The organism is Nonomuraea turcica (genome assembly GCF_030718205.1).
Taxonomy (GTDB): domain Bacteria; phylum Actinomycetota; class Actinomycetes; order Streptosporangiales; family Streptosporangiaceae; genus Nonomuraea.
Genome location: NZ_JAUZQF010000001.1, coordinates 941333 through 961690, shown reverse-complemented (window position 1 = coordinate 961690; position 20358 = coordinate 941333). Strand labels below are relative to the sequence as shown.

Below are 20358 nucleotides of genomic sequence, written 5' to 3'. Positions count from 1 at the left end.
GTACAGATCTTCCCAGCATACCGTTGCTGACTGCTGTATGTACGACGTACATTCAGTTCTGCGTACAACGTCCACAAGAGGAGTCAGATCATGAAGGTGCTCATTTCCGGTGCGAGCGTCGGCGGTCCCGTCCTGGCCTACTGGCTGCGGCGACAGGGTGCCGAGGTGACGGTCGTCGAGCGTGCCCCGGCGCCGCGCAAGGGCGGCCAGGCCATCGACATCAGGGGCGCCGCGCTCACCGTGGCCGACCGTATGGGCATCCTGGAGCAGGCCAGAGCGCTCCGTACGACCATGCGCGGCATGTCCATGGTGGACGGCGACGGCAACGAGATCATGCGCAGCACCGAGGGGACGATCAGCGGCGGCGCCTTCGACAGCCCCGATATCGAGATCCTGCGCGACGACCTGACCGCGCTCGTCATCTCGGCCGCCGACGCCGACTACGTGTACGGCGACTCGATCGCCACCCTCGCCCAGGACGCCCACGGCGTGGACGTGACGTTCGAGAGCGGCAGGCAGGCTCGCTACGACTACGTGATCGGCGCCGACGGACTGCACTCCACCGTGCGGCGGCTGGCGTTCGGCCCGGAGGAGCGGTTCCTGGAGCACCTCGGGATGTACGTCTCGATCTTCACCGCCCCGAACTTCCTCGGCCTGGACCACTGGCAGACCTGGTTTCGCGAGGGCGACGTCGGCGGCGCGGTCTTCAGCGACAGGGACGCCGGCGTGATGCGGGTCAACCTGGGGTTCGGCGCGGGCCCGATCGACTACGACCACCGTGACGCGGAGCAGCAGAAGCGCCTGATCCAGGAGCACTGCTCCGGGATGCGCTGGGAGGTCCCGAAGCTGCTTGCGGCCATGTGGGCGGCCGACGACTTCTACTTCGACGCCATGGCCCAGGTGAAGATGGACCGCTGGTCGGCCGGCCGGGTGACGCTGGTCGGCGACGCGGGCTACTGCGCCACCCCGCTGTCCGGGCAGGGCACGAGCCTGGCCATGGTCGGGGCGTACGTGCTGGCGCAGGAGCTCGGCTCGGACCCGGCCACCGCGTTCGACCGCTACGAGCAGCGGATGCGGCCTTTCGTCGCGCAGAACCAGGCGCTCGCCGTCGAGAACCCCGGCCAGGGGGCCGCGCAGGAGAGCGTTCAACTGGCCGCGAACGGCATCGTCTTGGACTGAACCGATACGATTTGCCGCCATGACGGGTATCAGACTCACGATGGCCGCCCTCGGGGCCACCGCTCTGACGTTGACCGCCGCCCCCGCCATGGCAACGGCGGCCGGGATCACGACCGACGTGACGATGACCCTGGGCAAGGACGGCACGCTGCACGTGGTCGAGAAGATCAGCGGCGGCTCGGGCGGGCTGAAGCGCACGTTCCTCGCCAGGACGCGGTACGACGACAGCTACGACCGCCTCTACCAGATCTCGAACGTCAAGGGCGGCACGCTCGCCGGCGACGTGCTCACCGTGACCGGCCAGACCGTCGAGTACGACGTCAAGGGCGCGGTGACGAGCTCGGGCGGCGTCGAGGAGCTGCGCTGGTTCGCGGTGAACGGCTGGAACCAGCAGGTCGACAAGGCCACGGTCAAGGTCGACGGCCCGGGCCAGGTGCAGAACCTGTCCTGCTTCGCCGGCGAGCTGACCTCGGCCATCGGGTGCACGGCCGCGTCCATGGATCACGCCGCTACGCGCGCCGACTTCGAGCAGGAGAACATCGCGCCCGGCCAGGCCCTGACCGTCGTCGTGGGATACCCGAAGGGCTCCAGCGGCGGCGTCCCCATCCTGGAGAAACGTTTCTCGCTGGCCGCCGCGTTCACCCTGGACGCCGTCACCGGCGGGGCCCTGGCGGGCCTGCTGGTGCTGCTGCTCGGCGGCGTCGGCCTGCTCTACTGGACGCGCGGCCGCGACGCCCGGGTCGTCGGCCACGAGCAGGGCGCCGTCAATCCCGTGCAAAACGGGCACTTCTCCCCGCCCGACGGGGTGCGTCCCGGCCAGATCGGCACGCTCGTGGACGAGCAGGCCGACGTGGTCGACGTGACCGCCACGATCGTCGACCTCGCCGTCCGCGGTTACCTGCGGATCGACGAGCAGCCCCGCCAGACCTACGACGCGCCCGACTGGTTGCTGGTCAGGCTGCCGAGCGCACCCGTCAACGCGCTCCTGCCGTACGAGCGGGCGCTCTACGACGCCATCTTCGACGGCCGGGACATGGTGCTGTTGTCGCAGCTGTCCGGCTCGTTCGCGGCCCATCTGGGCAAGGTCCGCGACGCCCTGTACGCCGACGTGGTCAAGCAGGGCTGGTTCGCCCGCCGCCCGGACACCGAGCGCACCAGGTGGACCACGATCGGCGTGGTGCTGATCGGCGTGGGCCTGCTGGCCACCGTGGCGCTGGCCTGGTTCACCACGTACGGGCTGCTGGGCCTGGCCGTGATCATCGCGGGCGGTGCGCTGGCGGTCGGCGGCCAGTACATGCCGGCCAAGACCGCCAAGGGCTCGGCGGCGATGGCGCACACCATGAAGTTCCGTGAATACCTGTTCTCCGGCGAGCTGGGCAACGTGCCCGAGCAGCACCGGGTGGAGCTGTTCTCCCGCTACCTGCCCTATGCGGTGATCTTCGATGGGGTGGAGCACTGGTCGCGCGTGGTGGCCTCGGTCACCGGCAACGGCAGCCAGGCCGACAACCTCTACTGGTATCACGGGCCCGCGGAGTGGGACCTGTCCAAGTTCGCCGGCTCGATGCGGACGTTCACCACGACCACGTCGGGCGCGATCTCCGCGACCCGTCAGTTCCGCACCCTCTAACGGATCCGTACCCTCTAGCGGAGCCGTACCTCGCCGACCGGGTGGCCCCCGCCGAGCACCGCCGGAGCGGCCAGCTCGGCCAGCTCGGGGGCGTCCAGCCCCAGCGAGCGCAGCGCCGCCACCGTGACGGGCACGCGGGCGCGCGCCGAACCGTCCTCGATCTTCACGGTGCCCGCCCGCCCGTCCTCGAACACGAACGCGTCGAACGCCTCCGCCCCGGCCTTCAGCATGAGCCCGGGCAGCGCACGCATGAGCTTGGCCTCGGGTCGGCCGGTCCCCGACGTCCACTCCGGGTAGGCGCGCATCGCGTCGAAGATCTTGCGCTCGTACGAGTCCGGCGACGACATGGGGAACGCCCGGAACGCCTTCGTCACGCCCAGCATCGACACGAAGAACAGCGGCGCCCCGCACCCGTCCACCCCCGAGGCCGCCACCCGCTCCCCGGTCAGATCCTCGACGGTCTCCCTGATCGCCCGCTGCAGCGGGTGCTTGGGCTCCAGATAGCTCTCGAGCGGCCAGTCGTTGAGCACGCAGGTGGCGAGCATGGCGGAGTGCTTGCCGGAGCAGTTCATGAAGACGCGGCCGCGTTCGGTGACCGTACGGTCGAACGGGTAGTCCTCGGGGCACCGCAGCGCCGACTCCTCCAGCCCCGCCCCCGCCAGGATCTTCCTGGCGCCGTCCACGTGGAACGGCTCACCCGAGTGCGAGGCGCAGGCCAGCGCGAGCAGCTCGTCCTCCAGCCGCAGCCCGCTGCGGAGCATGCCGAGTGCCTGGAGCGGCTTCATCGACGACCGTGGCGAGGCAGGCACGTGCACCGCACCTCGCGCCTCGACCGGGCGGCCTTCCGCGTCCACGGTCAGCATGCGAGCCTGATGCGTGGACTCCACGAACCCGGACCGGACAACTTCCACGATCAACGACATTTCCCCATCCCTTCCGGCATGAGTCTACGGAGGGTTTCACCTGGGCCAGAATGGGATCCCATGCGAGCAGTGGTGCAGCGAGTGAGTGCAGCGTCCGTCGAGGTCGAAGGCCGGACCGTCGGGGCGATAACCGAGGCCGGCCTGCTCGTCCTGGTGGGCGTCACGCACACGGACACGCGGGCCGAGGCCGCCAAGCTCGCCGCCAAACTCTGGGGCCTGCGCATCCTGCACGGCGAGAAGTCCTGCTCGGACGTGTCCGCGCCGCTCCTGGTGATCAGCCAGTTCACCCTGTACGGGGACGCGCGCAAGGGCCGGCGGCCCACCTGGCAGGCGGCCGCCCCTGGGCCGGTCGCCGAACCGCTGGTGGACGCCGTCGTAGACGAGCTGCGCAGCCTGGGCGCGCACGTGGAGACGGGCGTCTTCGGCGCGGACATGAAGGTGTCCCTCGTCAACGACGGCCCGATCACCCTTGTCGTCGATATTTAGCGGATGCGAACGTCGCAGCGACGGATTTAACGGATGCAAACGTCGCAGCGGCGGTTTTAGCGGATGCGACGTCGCAGCGACGGGTCGATGGAGACGTTGCGACCCGCGTCCGGCGGCACGACGACCTCCTGGGCCGCCGCGACCCCGCCGGCCAGCAGCGGCGCGTCCACCGGCACCGTACGCTTGATCACCGCCAGCGCGATGGGCCCGAGCTCGTGGTGCCGGGCGGCCGACCCGACCACGCCGACCTCCTGGCTCTCGAAGATCACCGGTGCGCCGTGCGGGGGCAACGTGTCGACACTGCCATCGAGGTGCAGGAACACCAGGCGGCGCGGCGGATGCCCCAGATTGTGCACCCGGGCCACCGTCTCCTGGCCCCGGTAGCAGCCCTTGCTGAGGTGCACGGCCGCGCCGATCCAGCCCACCTCGTGCGGGATGGTCTTGTGGTCGGTCTCGAACCCCATCCGCGGGTGGTGCGCCTCGATCCGCAGCGCCTCGTACGCCCACAGCCCCGCCAGCGGCTTGCCCAGGTGATCGGCCAGCTCCGCGCGCGGCACCAGGAAGTCCTCCGTGGCCGTGGACAGCACGGCCAGGTCATCGGCCCGCGACACCTCGACGCGGAGCATGAACCGCATCCGGTCGAGATAGTCGATCAGGCTCTGCGCGGTGCCCGGCTCGACGTGGGCCAGCACGCTCTCGCCGTCGTCCACCAGCGTCAGGTGGTGCTGCACGCGGCCCTGCAGGTCGAGGTCCAGCGTCTGCGTCCACTCGCCCGGTTTCAGGGTGTCGAGCTTCTGGGAGGTCAGGTCGTTGAGCCATTTCAGCCGGTCGGCGCCCGAGATCCGGACCACCTCGCGGTTGCTGCGGTCGACGACCGCCTCGCCCTTGGCCAGCGCGCGCTGCTCGGCGTAAAGATCGCCGTAGTGCGCGGCTACGTCGGAGTCCGGCGCGTCTGCCGCTACGGCGCCGGGGAGATCGAGCAGAGGGCTACGCATGCACTCCAGGCTATCCGCAGCGGCGGCGGCGCCCGACAACGGCTACCGGCAGTTTCGGCAGCGCCCGAAAACGGTCAGATGATGAACGTCGGCCACGAACCCCAACTCATCGTCGAGGCCCTGGACCAGCCCTTCGGCCAGTTCCGGCCGCACCTCGAACACCTCGTCGCACCCCCGGCACACCAGGTGCACGTGATCGGCCTCGGCCGCGAGATGGTAGGTCGGCGCCCCGTGGCCGAGGTGCGTGTGGGTGACCAGACCCAGCTCTTCCAGCAGCTCCAGCGTGCGGTAGACGGTCGAGATGTTGACCCCGCGCGCCGTCTCCCGGACCTTGACGCAGATCTCCTCGGGCGTGGCGTGCTCCAGCTCCTTGACCGCCTCGAGGACGAGCTGGCGCTGTGGTGTGACCCGGTAGCCCTTCGCGCGAAGTTCCTCGTGCCACTGCGTCTCGGTCATGCCCCGAGTCTAGGCGCAACGGTCCGCTGCCTGCGGTGGACCGCTGAACGCGGTCCACCGTACGACCCGGGGATATTCACTTGCCCCGTCCGCGGACGACCGCATAGCTTCGTGAGTACGCAGAAAGGAGGTGGTCCGAATAATGGTTTCTCATAGTCGGGCTAGCGAGGTGGTTGTCCGCTAACGTCGCGGACAACTTTGTCTCGTCTCGTTGACGTTGGCGAATTCGAGGCAACCACCGGGGCCCCTGGCAGCCGGAGGGCGGGACTCTGATCCCGACCATGGTCCATCCGGCCCGCCTGCACCGCAGGCGGAGTGATGCTTGGGGCCCTTCTTCAATGTTCACCTCTGACCGGCAGGCCGAGCCGGCCGCACGCCTCGCGATAGAGCATCACCACGGCCTTGCGCACCTGGGCGCGCTCGGTGAGCGTCTCGCCCCAGGGCACCCGGACCCGCTCCCCGCCGTCGATCGTGAACTCGATCGCCTCGGCGTCGACGTCGCTCGTCAGCGCCGTGGTCGCGTCGGGCCGCCCGCCGAGGCCCCGCACGATGATCAGGGAGTCGGCGGCGTGGTCGTCGTTCATGTGACGCTTGATCGCCTCGACGGCGTCAGCGGTGAAGGGAGTGCTCATGCCACCTTCTTCAACTCGGCCGACATGTGGTCCGTCAGGGGGTGCCCGACGGCGGCCATCTCATAGGCCCACATGAGGTTGCCGTTGACCAGTCCGTACAGCCGATGTCCCGCCGTGTACCCCTTGGCCGTGGCGGTGCGCGCGACGACGTCCGTACGCAGCTCGATCTTGTGGAAGATCACCTCGCCGATGTAGATCTCGACGATCCCGGTCGGGTGCGCCAGCACCACCTCGATCTGCCGGTCCGGCTGCGGCCGCCAGTATCCCGACTCCGTGGCCAGCGGCCTGACTCGGTTGCCGTCCTGGTCGAGCAGCCAGGTGCGGCTCACGTAGGTCAGGAACGGCTTGCCGTTGTGGCCGAACTCGATCTCCTGCCCGAAGTTGAAGCTCTCGATCGTCGGGTAGCCGCCCACGCCCGCGCCTTCCCAGCGGCCGAGCAGGAAGGCGATCGGCTCCAGATCAGGGTGCACCTCAGGTTCTTCCATGTTCCCCAAGCGTAGTGGCGCTTCGTGCCCGTACGGCATAGCATCACGGCCTTGAGCTCTGCTTCGATCCGCATGCTCGCTCCGCGCGCGTTAGGCTGACGGATATGGCACGATCACTGGTGATCAAGGTGACCGCCGGGGCGGATGCCCCGGAGCGCTGCAACCAGGCGTTCACGGTCGCCGCCGCCGCGCTCGCGAGCGGTGTCCCCGTTTCCCTGTGGCTGACCGGCGAATCGTCGTGGTTCGCGCTGCCGGGGCGGGCCAAGGAGTTCAGCCTGCCGCACGCCGCGCCGCTCACCGACCTGCTCGACGCCATCCTGGCCGGCGGCCGGGTGACGCTCTGCACGCAGTGCGCGGCCCGCAGGAACATCACCGTGGACGACCTCATCGACGGGGTCCGCATCGCCGGCGCACCGGCGTTCGTGGAGGAAGTGACCGCCGAGGGGGCCCAGGCCCTGGTCTACTGACGGCCTCCCGGACGCCGCAGGAGGCGTCCTCGGCGTTGCCCGATGTAGGTGCCGTCGCGGATGACCGGCTCGCCGTCCAGGAGCACCGTCAGCACTCCCGTCACCCCAGCGCGGGGATGGAGCGGGGTGCCATCGTGCCCGATCGTGGCCGGATCGAACACGACGGCGTCGGCCCCGCTTCCGGGAAGCAGCGTCCCGCGGCCGTGCAGCCCGAAGTGGCCGGCCGTGAGCGAGGTCGCTTTCCTGATCGCTTCGGGCCAGGTGAGGACGTTCAGCTCGCGGACGTAGCGGCCGAGCAGCCGCGGGAACGTGCCGTAGGTTCGCGGGTGGACCGGTCCTCGGCCCGGCAGCGCGTTGTCCGAGCCGATGCCGATCAGCGGGCTCGCCATGATCTCGCGTACGTCGGACTCGGACATGGCGGCGATCACCATCCCGGCGGCGGGATCGCGGGCGACGAGGTCGCACATCACCTCGAACACGTCGCGGTCGCCGGCCAGCTCGGCGAGCGTCCGGCCGGACACGCCGGGGTCGGCGTGCGCGGTGACGAGGATCCCGTCCGGCTGGGCCTCGCCCCAGATGCCGTCACCGGGCTCGCCCCGTCCGGCCTGTCCGCGTAGCCGCGCACGGAACAACGGGTCACGCAGCCGCGATGTCAGATCCGCCGCGCCACCGGTGAGTGCCGAGTTCGGGAGCAGCGCCGCCAGCATGGTGGCCGCCGCGGTGTAGGGATACTGGTCGCCCAGGACGTCCACGCCGGCGCGGCGCGCGGCCTCGAGGCGCGCGAGCAATTCTCCGGCCCGGCCGTGGTTCTCGGCGCCGGCGAGCTTGCAGTGCGACACCTGCAGCCGCAGACGACCGGCGCGCGCCACCGCGACCGCTTCATCGATGGCATCGAGCACGCGACGGCCCTCATCGCGCATGTGGGTGGCGTACACCGCGCCGTACGGTGCGGCGGCGCGGGCGAGTGTCTGGAGCTCGGGCAGATCGGCGTAGCAGCCAGGAGGGTAGATCAGCCCGGTGGAGAAGCCGACCGCCCCGGCTTCGAAGGACTCGGCCGCGAGCCGGGTCATCGTGTCGAGCGCGCCCGGCGCCAGTTCCTCGCCGGGGCCGTTGGCCGTGAGCCGGAGCGTGCCGTGCCCGACGAGGTATGCGACGTGGTTGACCGGCCCGGCTCGCCGTACGGCGTCGAGGAATTCGCCGAAGCCCATGGGCCGCACGTCGACCTCGCGGACCACGTCGTGCAGGGCGCCGCCGAGCCGTTCTGCCGCCGGCGCGTCGGTCGGGGCGAAGCTGATGCCGCAGTTGCCGTTGATCTCGGTCGTGACGCCCTGAGTCAGCTTGAACGGCTGAGGCTCGGCCATGAACGGAGCCAGGTCGCTGTGGGCGTGGGCGTCGATGAAACCCGGGCAGACGAACAACCCGTCGCAGTCGAGGATCCGCGCACCAGGCGGCGGGTCAACCGTGCCGACTTGCCGGACGAGCCCGCCGGCCACGAGCACGTCGGCCACCACGCCCGGCGACCCGAGCCCGTCGAAGACCGTCCCGCCTCGAAGCACCACCGGTGCGGTCACCCCGCGCCTCCCCCGTCCACGTGGGCCGTGACCCATCGCACGATCTGCCTGCTGTAGTCGACGCGGTTCGAGGGCCTTCCGTCGGCGAGGAACTGGTGCGATTCGTCTGGATAAAGGACCATCTCGGTGGGCACACCGAGCGTGCGCAACGCGGTGAACCACTCCTCGGACTGGCCGACCGGGCATCGATCGTCGTTGACCGCATGCACCAGCAGGGTCGGGGTGCTCACGTGCCGCACCCGTTCGATCGGCGACTGGGCGCGCAGCAGGTCGCCACCGGCGTAGACGTCGCCGCCGAACTCCAGCGCGGCGAACACGGCCGCGTCGTCCGAGCTGCCCGCCATGCTGAGCAGGTCGGTCACCGGGCCGCCGGCGACGGCCGCCGCGAACCGGCCGGTCCGCGTGGTCAGGTGGCAGGTGGTGAACCCGCCGTAGCTGTAGCCGCACACGGCCAGCCGGTCCTGGTCGGCCACGCCTTCGGCCACGAGCCGGTCGATGGGTTCGAGGAAGTCGCGCTCGTCGCCGATGCCCCAGCGGCCCACGCTGGCGGCGTAGAAGTCCTCGCCGTAGCCGTCGCTGGCCCTGGGGTTGAGGAGCAGGACGGTCCATCCCTGGGCCGCCAGCAGCTGGTGGTAGGGATGCGCCGGTTCCAGGTGGGGTGCCCAGGCCAGGTGCGGGCCGCCGTGCGCGTCCAGGAGGAGCGGCCCGGCGCCGGTGGCCGTCGGGTCACGGACGATCCAGCCGTGGACGACCGTACCGTCGCTGATGGTGAACTCCCGCTCCTGCGGCCGGATGAACTCCACGTCCGGCAGGGCCGTACGGGTGTGCGCCGTGAGGTCGCGAACGCCGCCGCCGTCGAGGTCGAGCAGGGCGATCTCGCCGTGCGAGCCGACCGTGGCGGAGACGACGGCGGCGACGTCGGTGGTACGCGCCAGCGACAGTCCCGCCACGCTGACCTCGGGCGCCAGGGGCACCGGCTCTGGACGGCCCCCGTGGACGCTCACCCGGTACACCCGTGTGCTCCCTCGGTCGCGCGCGCAGAACACCACGGCCTGCCCGTCGCGGGTGAACTGCGGTGTCCCGCCCGGCCACTCGGGCCCGCCAGGCATCACGTTGCGGTCCAGCTCCGCGGTCAGATCGACGGGCTCGCCGCCCTCCAGCGGCAGGCGCAGCAGCCGGGTGTGACCGATCCGTACGGCAGGCGCGCCCACGGCCAGCAGGGCACCGCCGTCGGGAAACCAGGCCACACTCTCGACCCAGCCCTTCGCGCCGCCCACGAGCCGTGGGCTCCCGGCGGCGAGGCCGACCACGTAGGCGGCGGAGGTGAGGGTGAGGTCGGCATCCGCCCCGGTCGGGGCCGCGTACGCCAGCCGCGTGCCGTCAGGCGACCACGCCGGCTCGCCCGCGTCCCACTCCCCGTCCGTGAGCTGTCGCACCTGACCGGTGCCGAGGTCGAGGACGTGCAGCTGCCGGCAGGCCGATCCACGCAGGCCCACGCCGTCGGCCTTGTACCGCAGGCGCCGGATCACGATGGGACCGCCCGGCGATGTGGCGGCCACCGGCGCCGTGAAGGCGATGCGCCCGCCGTCGGGGCTCCATCGTGGCGATCCTGCGCCGAGGGGCAGGTCGGTGAGGCGCTCGGGTTCGCCGCCCACCGCGGGGACCACGTACAGCTGCGGCGGCCCGTCGCCGCCGCGCAGGAACGCGACGCGCGAGCCGTCCGGCGACCAGGCCGGCGAGGTGTCGGCCCATCCGGTGGTCAGCGGCACGGGCGGCGCGCCGGGCTCCGTGCCGACGGCCCACAGCGCCCTGCGGTTGCGGTCGGCGTCCCGTTCCGCCGTACGCAGGACGTAGACGACGCGGGAGCCGTCCGGGGCGATGGCCGGAGAGCTGGGGATGACGAACGACCACAGGTCGTCGAGCCGGAGCCGGCGCATCACGCCTCACCCTCCGCGCGGACGAAGACCCGGCCCGCGAGGCGGAGCCCGAACAGCTCCCCTTCCGGGGTGCGCAGGAACACGAGCGGCTCGCTCCGCATCGGTCCGTCGACGAGGGCGAAATCGTCGTCCTCGACCCGCCCTGCGCTCATGTCGAGGGGGTGATCGAGGAGGCCGGCGGTGACGTGCAGGCGCAGGGTGCCGGGCCCGGCCGTGACCTCCGCGCACGAGGCCGCGTCCGGGGCGCGGTAGGCGCCCGCGTAGCCGGCGAGCGTCCGCTCGTCCACGTGCTCATCGAGCTTCCTGTCCGGCCGCCGGATCCCGGCCAGCTCAGCGAGCAGCCGATCGCTGACGGCCCGGTGCACCAGCTGACCGTCATCGGCGTTCGTGAGCACCACGACGGCCAGGCCCACCTCGGGGACGAACCGGCAGACCGTGGCCGTCCCGCGCAGGCTGCCCTCGTGGTAGACGGAGCGCACGTTCCCGGCATCGCCGTGGACGTGGTCGACATGCCAGCCCAATCCGGTGGCGGCGGGTCCGGAGCCGATCGGCACCAGGTCGCCGGCCATTCGCTCGCGAGTCTCGGGCGTGAGCGGTCCCGGCGCGTCCAGGGTGCCCAGCCACCAGCGCATCCACAGGAGCTGGTCGCGGGCGGACGAGATCAGCCCGCCCGAGGGGTTGACGCCGCGCGGGAGCAGCCACGGGTCCTGGACCGGCCGCATCGTCCCGTCGGCGGCGCGCACGTGGCCCGAGGCCGCGGGGGCGGAGACGACCTGCTCGGCGAAGAACGTCGAGTGCGTCATGCCGAGCGGCCGCAGAATCGTCCGCTCGATGATCGACTCATATCCGCCGCCGCCCATCACCTCGACCAGCCGGCCTGCGACGTCCAGGCCGGTGTTGCAGTACGAGAACGTCGTGCCAGGCGGGAGGAACTGCACCAGCGACCCGAGGGCCGCCACCTGGTCCGCCAGGGCGCCGGCGCCGCGATCGTCGACGAGCTCCGGCTCGTCCCCCTGCCAGCCCGTCCGGTGGATGAGCAGGTGCCGCACGGTCGCGCTCTCGGTGGCCTCCTGGTCCGCGACCCGGAAATCGGGGAGGTAGTGCCGGATCGGCGTGTCCAGGTCGACGGCACCCGCCTCGACCAGGGCCATGACGGCCGCGGCCGTGAAGGGCTTGGTCATCGAGGCCACGGGGATCCGGGTGTCCGGAAGAAAGGGCAGTTCGGGATCCACGCGGGCCAAGCCGTACGCGCCGTGCCAGTGACGTTCGCCGTACGACACGGCCACGGAGCATCCGGGGACCTGGTGCTCGGCGAGCGTGGAGACGACGAGATCGTCGAGGTCGACGGGCAGAATCTGCGGCGGGTTCAGCGGGGACGGGACCGGGTTCACGTGTCCTCCTGGCGGGTTATCGGGCAAGCGGCGCGATGCGAAGCCGGTCCGGCCGCGGGAAGGAGCGCGGGGTCCACCCTGGCGCACTCCTCGACCGCGATCGGGCAGCGAGGGTGGAACCGGCAGCCGTCCGGCACCGCGGCCGGGTCGGGCGGCTCGCCTGGCCTGATCTCGATCGGCCGGCCGGCGTGGCCGACACGCGGGACGGCGGCGACCAGGGCCCGCGTGTAGGGGTGGGCCGGGTTGCGCACGACCTCGGCCGCCGGGCCCTCCTCCACGATGCGGCCGAGATACATCACCGCGATCCGGTCGGCGTGGTGCACCGCGGTCGAGAGGTCGTGGGTGATCATCAGGATGCCCAGCCCGGAGCGCCGGAGCTCGTCGAAGACTGCCAGCACACCGGCCCGCACCGACACGTCGAGCATCGACACGGGCTCGTCGGCGATGAGCAGGTCGGGGCCGAGGACCAGGGCCGCGGCGATGGCGGCCCGCTGCCGCTGGCCGCCGGACAGCTCGTGCGGGTAGCGGTCGGCGAACATCTCGGCGGGAGTCAGGCCCGCCCGTTCGAGGGCCCGCAGGACCACGTCCCGCCGCTCGGCACGGGTGCCGACGCCATGCACCGCCAACGGCTCGGCCACGGAGCGGCCGATGCGGAAGCGCGGGTCCAAGGACTCGTAGGGGTCCTGGTAAACGACCTGCATCCGGCGCCGTACCGGCTTCAGGGGTCGCCGGCCGAGGGCGGTGATGTCCTGCCCGCGGAACCGGATGGTCCCGGCGGTGGGCTCGACCATCCGCAGCACCGACTGGGCCGTGGTCGTCTTGCCGGAGCCGGACTCGCCCACGAGGGCGACCATTTCGCCTGCCTCGACGGCGAAGGAAACCCCGTCCACGGCACGGACGACCTTCCGCCGGGCACCGAACGTCCCGCGGGGCAGCGGGAAGTGCGTGACCAGCCCGTCGATCTCGAGCAAGCGCGGAGCTCCGGGGGATCCCGCTGTCATGAGCGACCTCCGATGCCCGCCAGGTGGCACTCGCTGGTCCGGTCCGCGGCGAGCACCACAGGCCGCGGAGCATGGGTACGGCACCGCGCATCCGCCTCACCACAGCGCGGCGCGAAGGAGCATCCGCTCCAGTCCTCGTCGAGCCGGGGCGGGGCGCCGGGGATCGACGCGCCCACCCCGGCCGTGTGGAGATCGGGGACGGCGGCGAACAGGGCACGGGTGTACGGATGGCCGGGCCGGTCGTGCAGGGTGCCGACCGGGCCGCTCTCGACCACGCGGCCGGCGTACATGACGGCGGCCCGCCGGCAGACGCGGCTCACCACGGGCAGGTCGTGGGTGACCAGGACGACCGCCAGCCCGAGCTCGCGGCGCAGCCGGTCGAGCAGGTCCAGCACCTGTGCCTGGACGATCACGTCGAGCGCCGTGGTGGGCTCGTCGGCGAGCAGCAGCTTCGGCTCGCAGGCGAGCGCCATCGCGATGGCCGCCCGCTGCCGCATGCCGCCCGAGAACTGGTGCGGGTAGCGGTCGGCGCGGTCGGGGTGGATGCCGACCAGCTCCAGCAGCTCGCGTGCGCGCCGGGTGGCCGCCCGGCCCGCGGCGATCCCGTGGACGCGCATCGGCTCCGCGATCTGCTCGCCGATGGTCGCGACGGGGCTGAAGGCGTTCATCGCGCCCTGGAAGACCATGGCGATGTCGGTCCACCGGTACGGGCGCACGCTCGCCTCGCCGCGCGCGAGGACGTTGTCACCGCGGATCCTGACCTCCCCGGCGACCGTCGCCGAGGGCGGCAGCAGGCCCATCATGGCCATGATCGCGGTGGTCTTGCCGCAGCCCGACTCGCCGACCAGCCCCAGCCCTTCACCGGCGTCGAGGGTCACGTCGAGACCGCGCAGGGCGTGCACCCGGCCGCCCCGGTCGAGGTCAAACCATACGTGGAGATCGCGGACTTCGAGGAGGGCAGTGGACATCAGGGCTCACCTCTCGTCGGCGTCGTCACGACGCGGAACGTGCGTACCGACAGATAGCCGCTGCGCAGCCGCGGGTTGAGGTGGTCTTCCAGCGCGCGACCGATCAGCGTGCACGACAGGATGAGGAAGCCGACGGCGAGGCCCGGCGGCACGATCGCCCACCAGGCGCCCCGCGAGACGGCCTGGCCGGCGAAGGCGTTCTGGATCAGCCGCCCCCAGGAGACAGCCGATGGGTCGCCCAGGCCGAGGAAGGCGACGGCGGTCTCGACCAGGATGGCATTGCCGACGGCGAAGATCGCCAGGGTCAGGAGCAACGGCGTCACGTGCGGGAGCACATGGGTGCCAACGATCCGCAGGCTCCCGGCCCCGATGGTGAGCGCGCGCTGGACGTAGGCGCGTTCCCGCACGCTCAGGGCCTCGGCACGCACGACCCTGGCCAGCCGGGGCCATGACAACAGTCCGATGATCAGGATCACTCCGGTCATGCTGCGTCCCCAGATGGCCGCGACGATCAGCAGCAGTGGGATGTCGGGGATGACCAGCATGTAGTCGGTGACGCGCATCAGCACCGCGTCCGTCCGGCCACCGGCATAGCCGGCGATCAGCCCGACGGCCCCGCCGACGACGACCGCGATCAACGCGGCGGCGAACCCGACGAGCAACGACGTCCGCGCGCCCCACAGGAGCAGGGTCACCATGTCGACGCCGGCGTCGTCGAGGCCCAGCGGGTGCGGCCACGACGGTGGCTGGTAAACCGCGCCGGCCTTCTCCCGCAAGCCGAATGGGGCGATCAGCGGCGCAAGCACCGCCCCGATGACGATCGCCGCCAGCAGGCCGGCCCCGAGAGCGCCGCCCGGGTGCCCGCGGAGCACGGTCATGTCCTGATCCTCGGGTCGAGCCGGAGATAGAGCAGGTCGGCCAGCAGGTTCGCCAGCACGATGGAGACGGTCAGCAGCAGGAATCCGCCCTGGAGCACGGCGTAGTCGCGGTTCTGCACCGCCTGGTAGAGCACCAGCCCGATCCCCGGATAGGAGAACACCGTCTCCACCAGCAGCGAACCGGCGACGATGTACCCGAACGTCAGGAAGATCAAGGTGGTGATCGGGAGCATCGAGTTGGGCAGGGCGTAGCGGCGGACGATCCGCCAGCTCGACAGCCCCTTCGCGCGGGCGGTGCGGACGTAGTCCTCGCCCAGGGCGCCGAGCAGCGCCGACCGGGTGATCAGCGCCCACGAGCCGCACCAGGCCAACCCGATCGCGAGCGACGGCAGCGCCATGTGCTCCAGCCGGTCGGCCAGCACCTCCCACCAGGACGGGTCGGTGAAGCGCAGATACGGATCGGCGACCCCGCCGGTCGGCAGCGTGCCGCTGAAGAGCAGCAGGAGCATCAGGCCGATCCATTGGATCGGCAGCACGGAGAGGAACATCGAGGCCGACAACGGCCCCCAGTCGGCGACCGTGCCGCGCCGCCACGCCGCGACCACGCCGATGAGCAGGCCGAGCCCCAGTCCGAGCGCCAGCCCGACGCCCACCATGGGAAGAGTGTTGGCCAGCGGTCCGGCCAGCTCGTCCCACACCGCCCGCCGGGTCTGGAACGAGTAGCCCAGGTCGCCGCGGAACAACGCCGTCACGTAGCGGGCGAACTGCTCCATGAGCGGGCGGTCCAGGCCGAGCTCCGCACGGAGGTAGTCGCGGAACTCAGCGCTGCACGTGCGGCACATCTGGTACTGCGTGGAGGCGTCGCCCGGCGCGGCGCGGAAGAGGACGAAGTTGATCGTCACGGCCGCCGCGACGGTGGCCGCCGCGGACGCCGACCTCCTGACGACGTACTCGCCGCGGTTCATGTCACTGACCTCGGTGGATCTGGGTCCAGAGGTCGGGCCCGAACCTGTCGGTGTCGATGCCGGTCCAGCCCTTGGCGACCACGTGCACGGTCTCGGCGTGGTACAGCGGCAGCGCGGCCCTGCTGTCGCGCAGCAGCATCCTCTGCAGGGTGGCGACGGCCTCCTGCCGTTTCGCCTGGTCGAGCATGCCGCGCTGGTCGGCGAGGAGGGAGTCGAACGTCTTGTCGCAGTAGCCGGCGAAGTTCACGCTGCCCCAGCTGTCACAGCTGTAGACACGGAGCACGCCACCCGGGTCCGGGCTCTCGGTCCAGTAGGAGAAAGCCATGTCGAAGTCGAGGTACTTGCCGTCGGGCGCGGTCACCGCGGCCGTGTAGTCGGGGGCGATGTCCGGCTTCACCTCGATGCCGACCTCCGCCAGGTTCTTCTGGAGGATCTCGGCGACCCTGGTGATCTCCTCCCACACGATCATCGAGTACGCCATCCGGTCGCCGCCGGGGGTCACCCGCACGCCGTCGGCGCCGCGCTTGTAACCGAGCTCGTCGAGGATGGCGTTGGCCTTGGCGGTGTCATGCGGGTCGGGCTGGAGGTCCTGCGGGATCCAGGTCGCCAGGAAGGGCGCCAGGACGCTGCGGCCCGGCTCGCCGTACCCGTTGAGTGCGACCTCGATCAGCTCCTTGCGGTCGATCGCGAGCGACATGGCCTCGCGGACCTTCACCTCCCGGAGCTCGGGGGCATCCCGCTTCTTGGGGTTGGAGTTGATGTTCAGAAGGGCCACCTCCTGTGAGGGTGAGGAGACGACCTCGACGCCGGCCGCGCCCTTCACCGAGGCCGCCACGGCGGAGCCGCCGCCGTAGCCCCAGCCCACGTCGCCTGCCCGCAGCGCCTGGGCCAGGCCCTCGTCGTTCTGGAACACTCTCAGGCCTACCGCCTGCACGCGTGGGGCCGCCCCGTAGTAGCCCTTGTTGGGCTCGAAGATCGTCGTGCCGTCGGACTGGAACTCGGTCACGGTGAAGGGCCCGCCGGCTACGACAGGCAGCTTGTCCTCGGGTCGGAAGGCCGTCATCTTGGAGCCGTCGCCGGCGGCGTGCGGCTCGTAAACGTGCTTGGGCAGCACGTGGAAGTTGGCCAACAGGGTGAGCACACTCTCGGCGACGGGCTCCTCGTACGTGACCACGAGCGTGCGGTCGTCCGCGGCCTTGACGCTCTTCACGCCCTCCAGCGCGAACGAGACCAGCCCGGCCGCGTCACCGGCGTGCTCCAGCTCGAACGTCGCCGTCCACGCGGCGTCGTGCGCGGTCATGGGCTTGCCGTCGGACCAGCTGCCCGGCTGGAGGTGGAAGGTGTAGACGCGGCCGTCGCCGGACACGTCCCACTTGCTCGCCCAGGCGGGCTTGAGCTGAGTGCCGTCGAGCTGGACCAGCGCGGGGTAGATGAGCTGGCGAGCGATCCACGACCCGTACAGGTTGTCGGCCAGCGGGTTGAGTGACTTGAGCCGTCCGAGCGAGGCGGTGACGCCGACGCTGAGGATGCCGCCGCCCTTGGCTTCGCTCGCGGGCGGCCCGGAGGACGCGCCACAGCCGGTGGCCACGGTGGCCGCGACGGCGAGGCCGCAGCACATCAGGGCCGTCCGCCTGCGGCGAGAGGTGGTGATCATGGTGTCCTCTTTCTTACGGTGGCCGGCTCACAGCCAGCCGAGGGGGCCCGCGGCTTTGACGTTGATCCGCACCGCGGGCTCGTGCAGGTAGGACAGTGGCGTCTCGGTGATCTCGATCACCTGCACCGCGTCGGGATCGGCCCCTGCCTGGACCGCCCGCCGGACGGCCTTCTCGCCGGCGTCCTCGATGGCCTTGCGGCGGCCGTCACCGGCCGGAGCGAGGGTCTCCCACCGGCCGCTGACCAGCGCGATGGCGGCGCCCACCGCGTTGGCCACGTCGGCGTGGTCGGGACGCAGCACCTTGGCGCCCCCGGCGAGCCTGTCGGGCACCAGGAACGCGCCGCCGCCGACCGCGACGACGGGCCGGTCCTTCCTGCCGAGCGACATCTGGTCCACCGCGTCAGCGATGATGCCGTCGGCGGCGTCCAGAGCGGACCTCAGCAGGGTGCGGACCTGGGCCGGCGACTTGTGCGGCGTGCCGAGCGCGACCCGGTCGGCGAGCACGGCCGCGTCGGTGAGCGTGGGCGTGTCGCCGCCGAACGCCAGGCTCTCTGAGGTGATGCGGAAGCCCACCGAGACGGGCCCGACGGCGGGATCGTCGGGGGTCCCGCCGACGATCGTGCCGCCGCCGACCGCCACGCTGAGGATGTCCGGCATCCGGAAGTTCGTCCGCACCCCGCCGATGACCGTCGCGAACGACGACTCCCGCGGGAACCCGCGCACCAGCACGCCGAGGTCGGTGGAGGTGCCGCCGACGTCGATGACGATGGCGTCGTCCACACCGGACAGGAACGCGGCGCCGCGGATCGAGTTGGCCGGCCCCGAGCCGATCGTCAGCACCGGGTAGCGGGAGGCGTAGTCGAGCGCCATCAGCGTGCCGTCGTTCTGGGCGAAGAAGGCCGCCACGTCCAGCCCGCGCTCGGCGAGCACGGCGTCCAGGGCCTGCGTCACCTCACCGGCCACCCGGTAGAGCGCCGCGTTCAGCACAGTGGCGTTCTCCCGCTCCAGCAGGCCGAGCGAGCCGATCTCATGGCTCATGGAAACTGCGACACCGGCGCCGAGCTCGTCGTGGACCAGCGCGGCGACCTCCTGCTCCTGGTCGCCGGCGGCGGGGCTGAAGATGCCGGTGACCGCCACCGCGTCGGCACGGTCCGCCACCGATGCCAGGAAGCGGCGGATGGCGTCGCGGTCCAGCGGCGCGATCGGCCAGCCGTCGACGAAGTGGCCGCCGCCGACCATGACGGAGCCGGCCGAGACGGTTTCCGCGAGATCCGCGGGCCAGGTCGTCAGCGGGGCGACGGCCGTGCCGGCCGGGGCGCCCAGCCTGATCACCGCCACCCGGCCGAGCCCGCGCCGCTGCAGCAGAGCGTTGGTGGCGTGGGTGGTGCCGAGCATGATCCGCCCCACCTCGCGCTCGCGCTCGCCGAGCGCGCCCAGCACCGCCGACAGGGCCTGCCCGATGCCGGTCCGGACGTCCGATGTGGTGGGCCGCTTGGCGCGGGCGACGATCGTCTCGGATCGGTCGAGCACCACCGCGTCGGTGTTCGTGCCGCCGACGTCGATCCCGATCTTCAGCTCGCGTCCGAGGTCAGATGCCGGCATGGACGAGCTCCTCAATCGGCCGGTAGTCGAGGTTGTAGCCGAAGGCCCGCGGTCCCACGACCGCCAGCCCGCGTTCGGTGCGCCAGAGCGGGTCGCACGGCCAGGCCAGCACGCTGACGCGCTGGCCGTAGCGGAGCATCTCGGTGGAGATGGCGTCCGCGGTCTGCGTGTCGACCACGGTGATCAGGTCGGGGACGCTCGCGCGTACCTCGCCGGACTCGAAGACGACCAGGTTCTCGTTCTGGATCTCGATGCGGACCATGCGGCCGGCGTCCGCGCCGGTGCCGTCGACGACGACCGAGCCGCGGACGAAGCCGCCGCCGGTGTGCCGCTCGACCTCGACGATCTTGCCGTCGACGAGCCGCCGGGCGTCCAGGCGGCCCGCCAGCCCGGCGACCGGGTCGCCGGTGCTCTCAGCGATGCTTCGCCCGATGGCGAGCGCCGCGCAGATGCTGCCCTCGATGACCGCGCCCCTCGCCTGGCTCGCCGTCATGAGGTAGTTGGCCATCATCGAGCTGGCGCCGCTGGCCACGCAGACCGCCCGCGCCTGCCGCTCGGACCAGACCGCGTCGATCGGCCGGAGCACCGCGACGTTCCCCACGACGTCGGCCATGACCACCACGTCCGCTGACAGCCCGGCGACGTGCATCGACACCATTTGCAGCTCAGGGAAGGCCCGGCCCATGCCGTCGGCGTCGAGCAACGGCACGCCGAGCTCGGCGGCCCAGCCGACCGGTTCGACGCCGTTGCTGCCGCCGATCTCACCCGCCATGATCGCTGAGATCGGCCGGCCGGCGAGCCGCTCGATCTCGTCGCGCAGCCGCTTCGGCTGGTCGACGCTCGCCAGCATCTCGTGTCCGACCGTCGGGGCGCCGATGCTGGCCATGGGCACGACGAGGGCGTCGTCGTCGAGCTCGGCCAGGCGCACGATGCGGACCGGGCCGTGGTCGCGCAGCGCCTGCAGGGCGCTGGGGATGGCGGTCTCCACCGATCCGCCGCCACCCGTGCCCAGGATCGCGCATCCACGCGCGAGCGCGGGCAGGTCGCTCTCGGTCAGCTGGCCCACGTCGTTGTCACTAGCTGGCTGCATGCGTCGATTGTGGAGGCGTCCCCGCAGGGAGCCCATATAGCGGGAACACAA

19 protein-coding genes are annotated in these 20358 nt (G+C 71.4%); 4 read left to right on the top strand and 15 right to left on the bottom strand.

Translation table 11 applies throughout. The features are described from left to right. Positions 1-90: 90 nt before the first annotated feature. Complete coding sequence (locus tag Q9G87_RS05120) at positions 91-1179, top strand: FAD-dependent monooxygenase (RefSeq protein WP_305914987.1); 1089 nt, start codon at positions 91-93, stop codon at positions 1177-1179. A gap of 19 nt (positions 1180-1198) precedes the next feature. Beyond that, a complete protein-coding gene (locus Q9G87_RS05115) occupies positions 1199-2806 on the top strand; it encodes a DUF2207 domain-containing protein (RefSeq protein WP_305914986.1) in 1608 nt (535 codons plus the stop codon). 14 nt (positions 2807-2820) lie between these two features. Here the strand turns inward: Q9G87_RS05115 and Q9G87_RS05110 are convergent, their stop codons facing one another. Next, entirely contained in the window at positions 2821-3729 is a 909-nt protein-coding gene (locus tag Q9G87_RS05110; RefSeq protein WP_305914985.1) for an asparaginase, read from the bottom strand. 60 nt (positions 3730-3789) lie between these two features. Between Q9G87_RS05110 and dtd the strand changes: the two genes are divergently transcribed. Then, positions 3790-4215, top strand: a complete 426-nt coding sequence (gene dtd, locus Q9G87_RS05105; RefSeq protein WP_305914984.1) for a D-aminoacyl-tRNA deacylase — start codon at positions 3790-3792, stop codon at positions 4213-4215. Between the two features lie 56 nt (positions 4216-4271). Here the strand turns inward: dtd and ygfZ are convergent, their stop codons facing one another. From ygfZ to Q9G87_RS05085, 4 genes are all read right to left on the bottom strand, one after another. Then, a complete protein-coding gene (gene ygfZ, locus Q9G87_RS05100) occupies positions 4272-5210 on the bottom strand; it encodes a CAF17-like 4Fe-4S cluster assembly/insertion protein YgfZ (protein ID WP_305914983.1) in 939 nt (312 codons plus the stop codon). Between the two features lie 42 nt (positions 5211-5252). Next, positions 5253-5666 (bottom strand): Fur family transcriptional regulator, encoded by a 414-nt coding sequence (locus tag Q9G87_RS05095; protein ID WP_305914982.1) that lies wholly within the window; start codon positions 5664-5666, stop codon positions 5253-5255. Positions 5667-6001: 335 nt separating this feature from the next. Further along, positions 6002-6298: a DUF2470 domain-containing protein gene (locus Q9G87_RS05090; RefSeq protein ID WP_305914981.1), complete on the bottom strand. Its 297-nt coding sequence runs from the start codon at positions 6296-6298 to the stop codon at positions 6002-6004. Next, positions 6295-6783, bottom strand: a complete 489-nt coding sequence (locus Q9G87_RS05085) for an FABP family protein (protein WP_305914980.1) — start codon at positions 6781-6783, stop codon at positions 6295-6297. The genes Q9G87_RS05090 and Q9G87_RS05085 overlap by 4 nt, the downstream gene beginning before the upstream one ends. 104 nt (positions 6784-6887) lie before the next feature. On the opposite strand from Q9G87_RS05085, the gene Q9G87_RS05080 reads away from it, so the two are divergent. Further along, a complete protein-coding gene (locus Q9G87_RS05080; RefSeq protein WP_305914979.1) occupies positions 6888-7250 on the top strand; it encodes a DsrE family protein in 363 nt (120 codons plus the stop codon). Here Q9G87_RS05080 and Q9G87_RS05075 read toward each other — a convergent pair. From Q9G87_RS05075 to Q9G87_RS05030, 10 genes are read right to left on the bottom strand one after another with little or no spacing between them, the layout of a single operon-like run. Continuing rightward, positions 7244-8821: an N-acyl-D-amino-acid deacylase family protein gene (locus tag Q9G87_RS05075; protein WP_305914978.1), complete on the bottom strand. Its 1578-nt coding sequence runs from the start codon at positions 8819-8821 to the stop codon at positions 7244-7246. The genes Q9G87_RS05080 and Q9G87_RS05075 overlap by 7 nt on opposite strands. Then, complete coding sequence (locus tag Q9G87_RS05070; RefSeq protein WP_305914977.1) at positions 8818-10758, bottom strand: S9 family peptidase; 1941 nt, start codon at positions 10756-10758, stop codon at positions 8818-8820. Before Q9G87_RS05070 ends, Q9G87_RS05075 begins: the two co-directional genes overlap by 4 nt. Next, positions 10758-12149, bottom strand: a complete 1392-nt coding sequence (locus Q9G87_RS05065; RefSeq protein WP_305914976.1) for a serine hydrolase domain-containing protein — start codon at positions 12147-12149, stop codon at positions 10758-10760. The genes Q9G87_RS05070 and Q9G87_RS05065 overlap by 1 nt, the downstream gene beginning before the upstream one ends. Beyond that, entirely contained in the window at positions 12146-13150 is a 1005-nt protein-coding gene (locus Q9G87_RS05060) for an ABC transporter ATP-binding protein (protein ID WP_305914975.1), read from the bottom strand. The genes Q9G87_RS05065 and Q9G87_RS05060 overlap by 4 nt, the downstream gene beginning before the upstream one ends. Continuing rightward, the gene (locus Q9G87_RS05055; RefSeq protein WP_305914974.1) at positions 13147-14118 is read right to left on the bottom strand and encodes an ABC transporter ATP-binding protein; all 972 of its coding nucleotides are present in this window, start codon (positions 14116-14118) and stop codon (positions 13147-13149) included. The genes Q9G87_RS05060 and Q9G87_RS05055 overlap by 4 nt, the downstream gene beginning before the upstream one ends. Further along, a complete protein-coding gene (locus Q9G87_RS05050) occupies positions 14118-14996 on the bottom strand; it encodes an ABC transporter permease (protein WP_305914973.1) in 879 nt (292 codons plus the stop codon). Before Q9G87_RS05050 ends, Q9G87_RS05055 begins: the two co-directional genes overlap by 1 nt. Continuing rightward, positions 14993-15961, bottom strand: coding sequence for an ABC transporter permease (locus Q9G87_RS05045; protein ID WP_305914972.1), 969 nt, complete (start codon positions 15959-15961; stop codon positions 14993-14995). Before Q9G87_RS05045 ends, Q9G87_RS05050 begins: the two co-directional genes overlap by 4 nt. 1 nt (position 15962) lies before the next feature. Next, on the bottom strand, positions 15963-17615 hold the full coding sequence (locus tag Q9G87_RS05040) for an ABC transporter substrate-binding protein (RefSeq protein ID WP_305914971.1): 1653 nt from the start codon (positions 17613-17615) through the stop codon (positions 15963-15965). 27 nt (positions 17616-17642) lie between these two features. Beyond that, on the bottom strand, positions 17643-19217 hold the full coding sequence (locus Q9G87_RS05035; protein ID WP_305914970.1) for a hydantoinase/oxoprolinase family protein: 1575 nt from the start codon (positions 19215-19217) through the stop codon (positions 17643-17645). Beyond that, positions 19204-20307 carry a DUF917 domain-containing protein gene (locus tag Q9G87_RS05030; protein WP_305914969.1) on the bottom strand — a complete coding sequence of 368 codons (1104 nt, stop codon included), beginning with the start codon at positions 20305-20307 and terminating at the stop codon, positions 19204-19206. Before Q9G87_RS05030 ends, Q9G87_RS05035 begins: the two co-directional genes overlap by 14 nt. Positions 20308-20358: the final 51 nt, after the last annotated feature.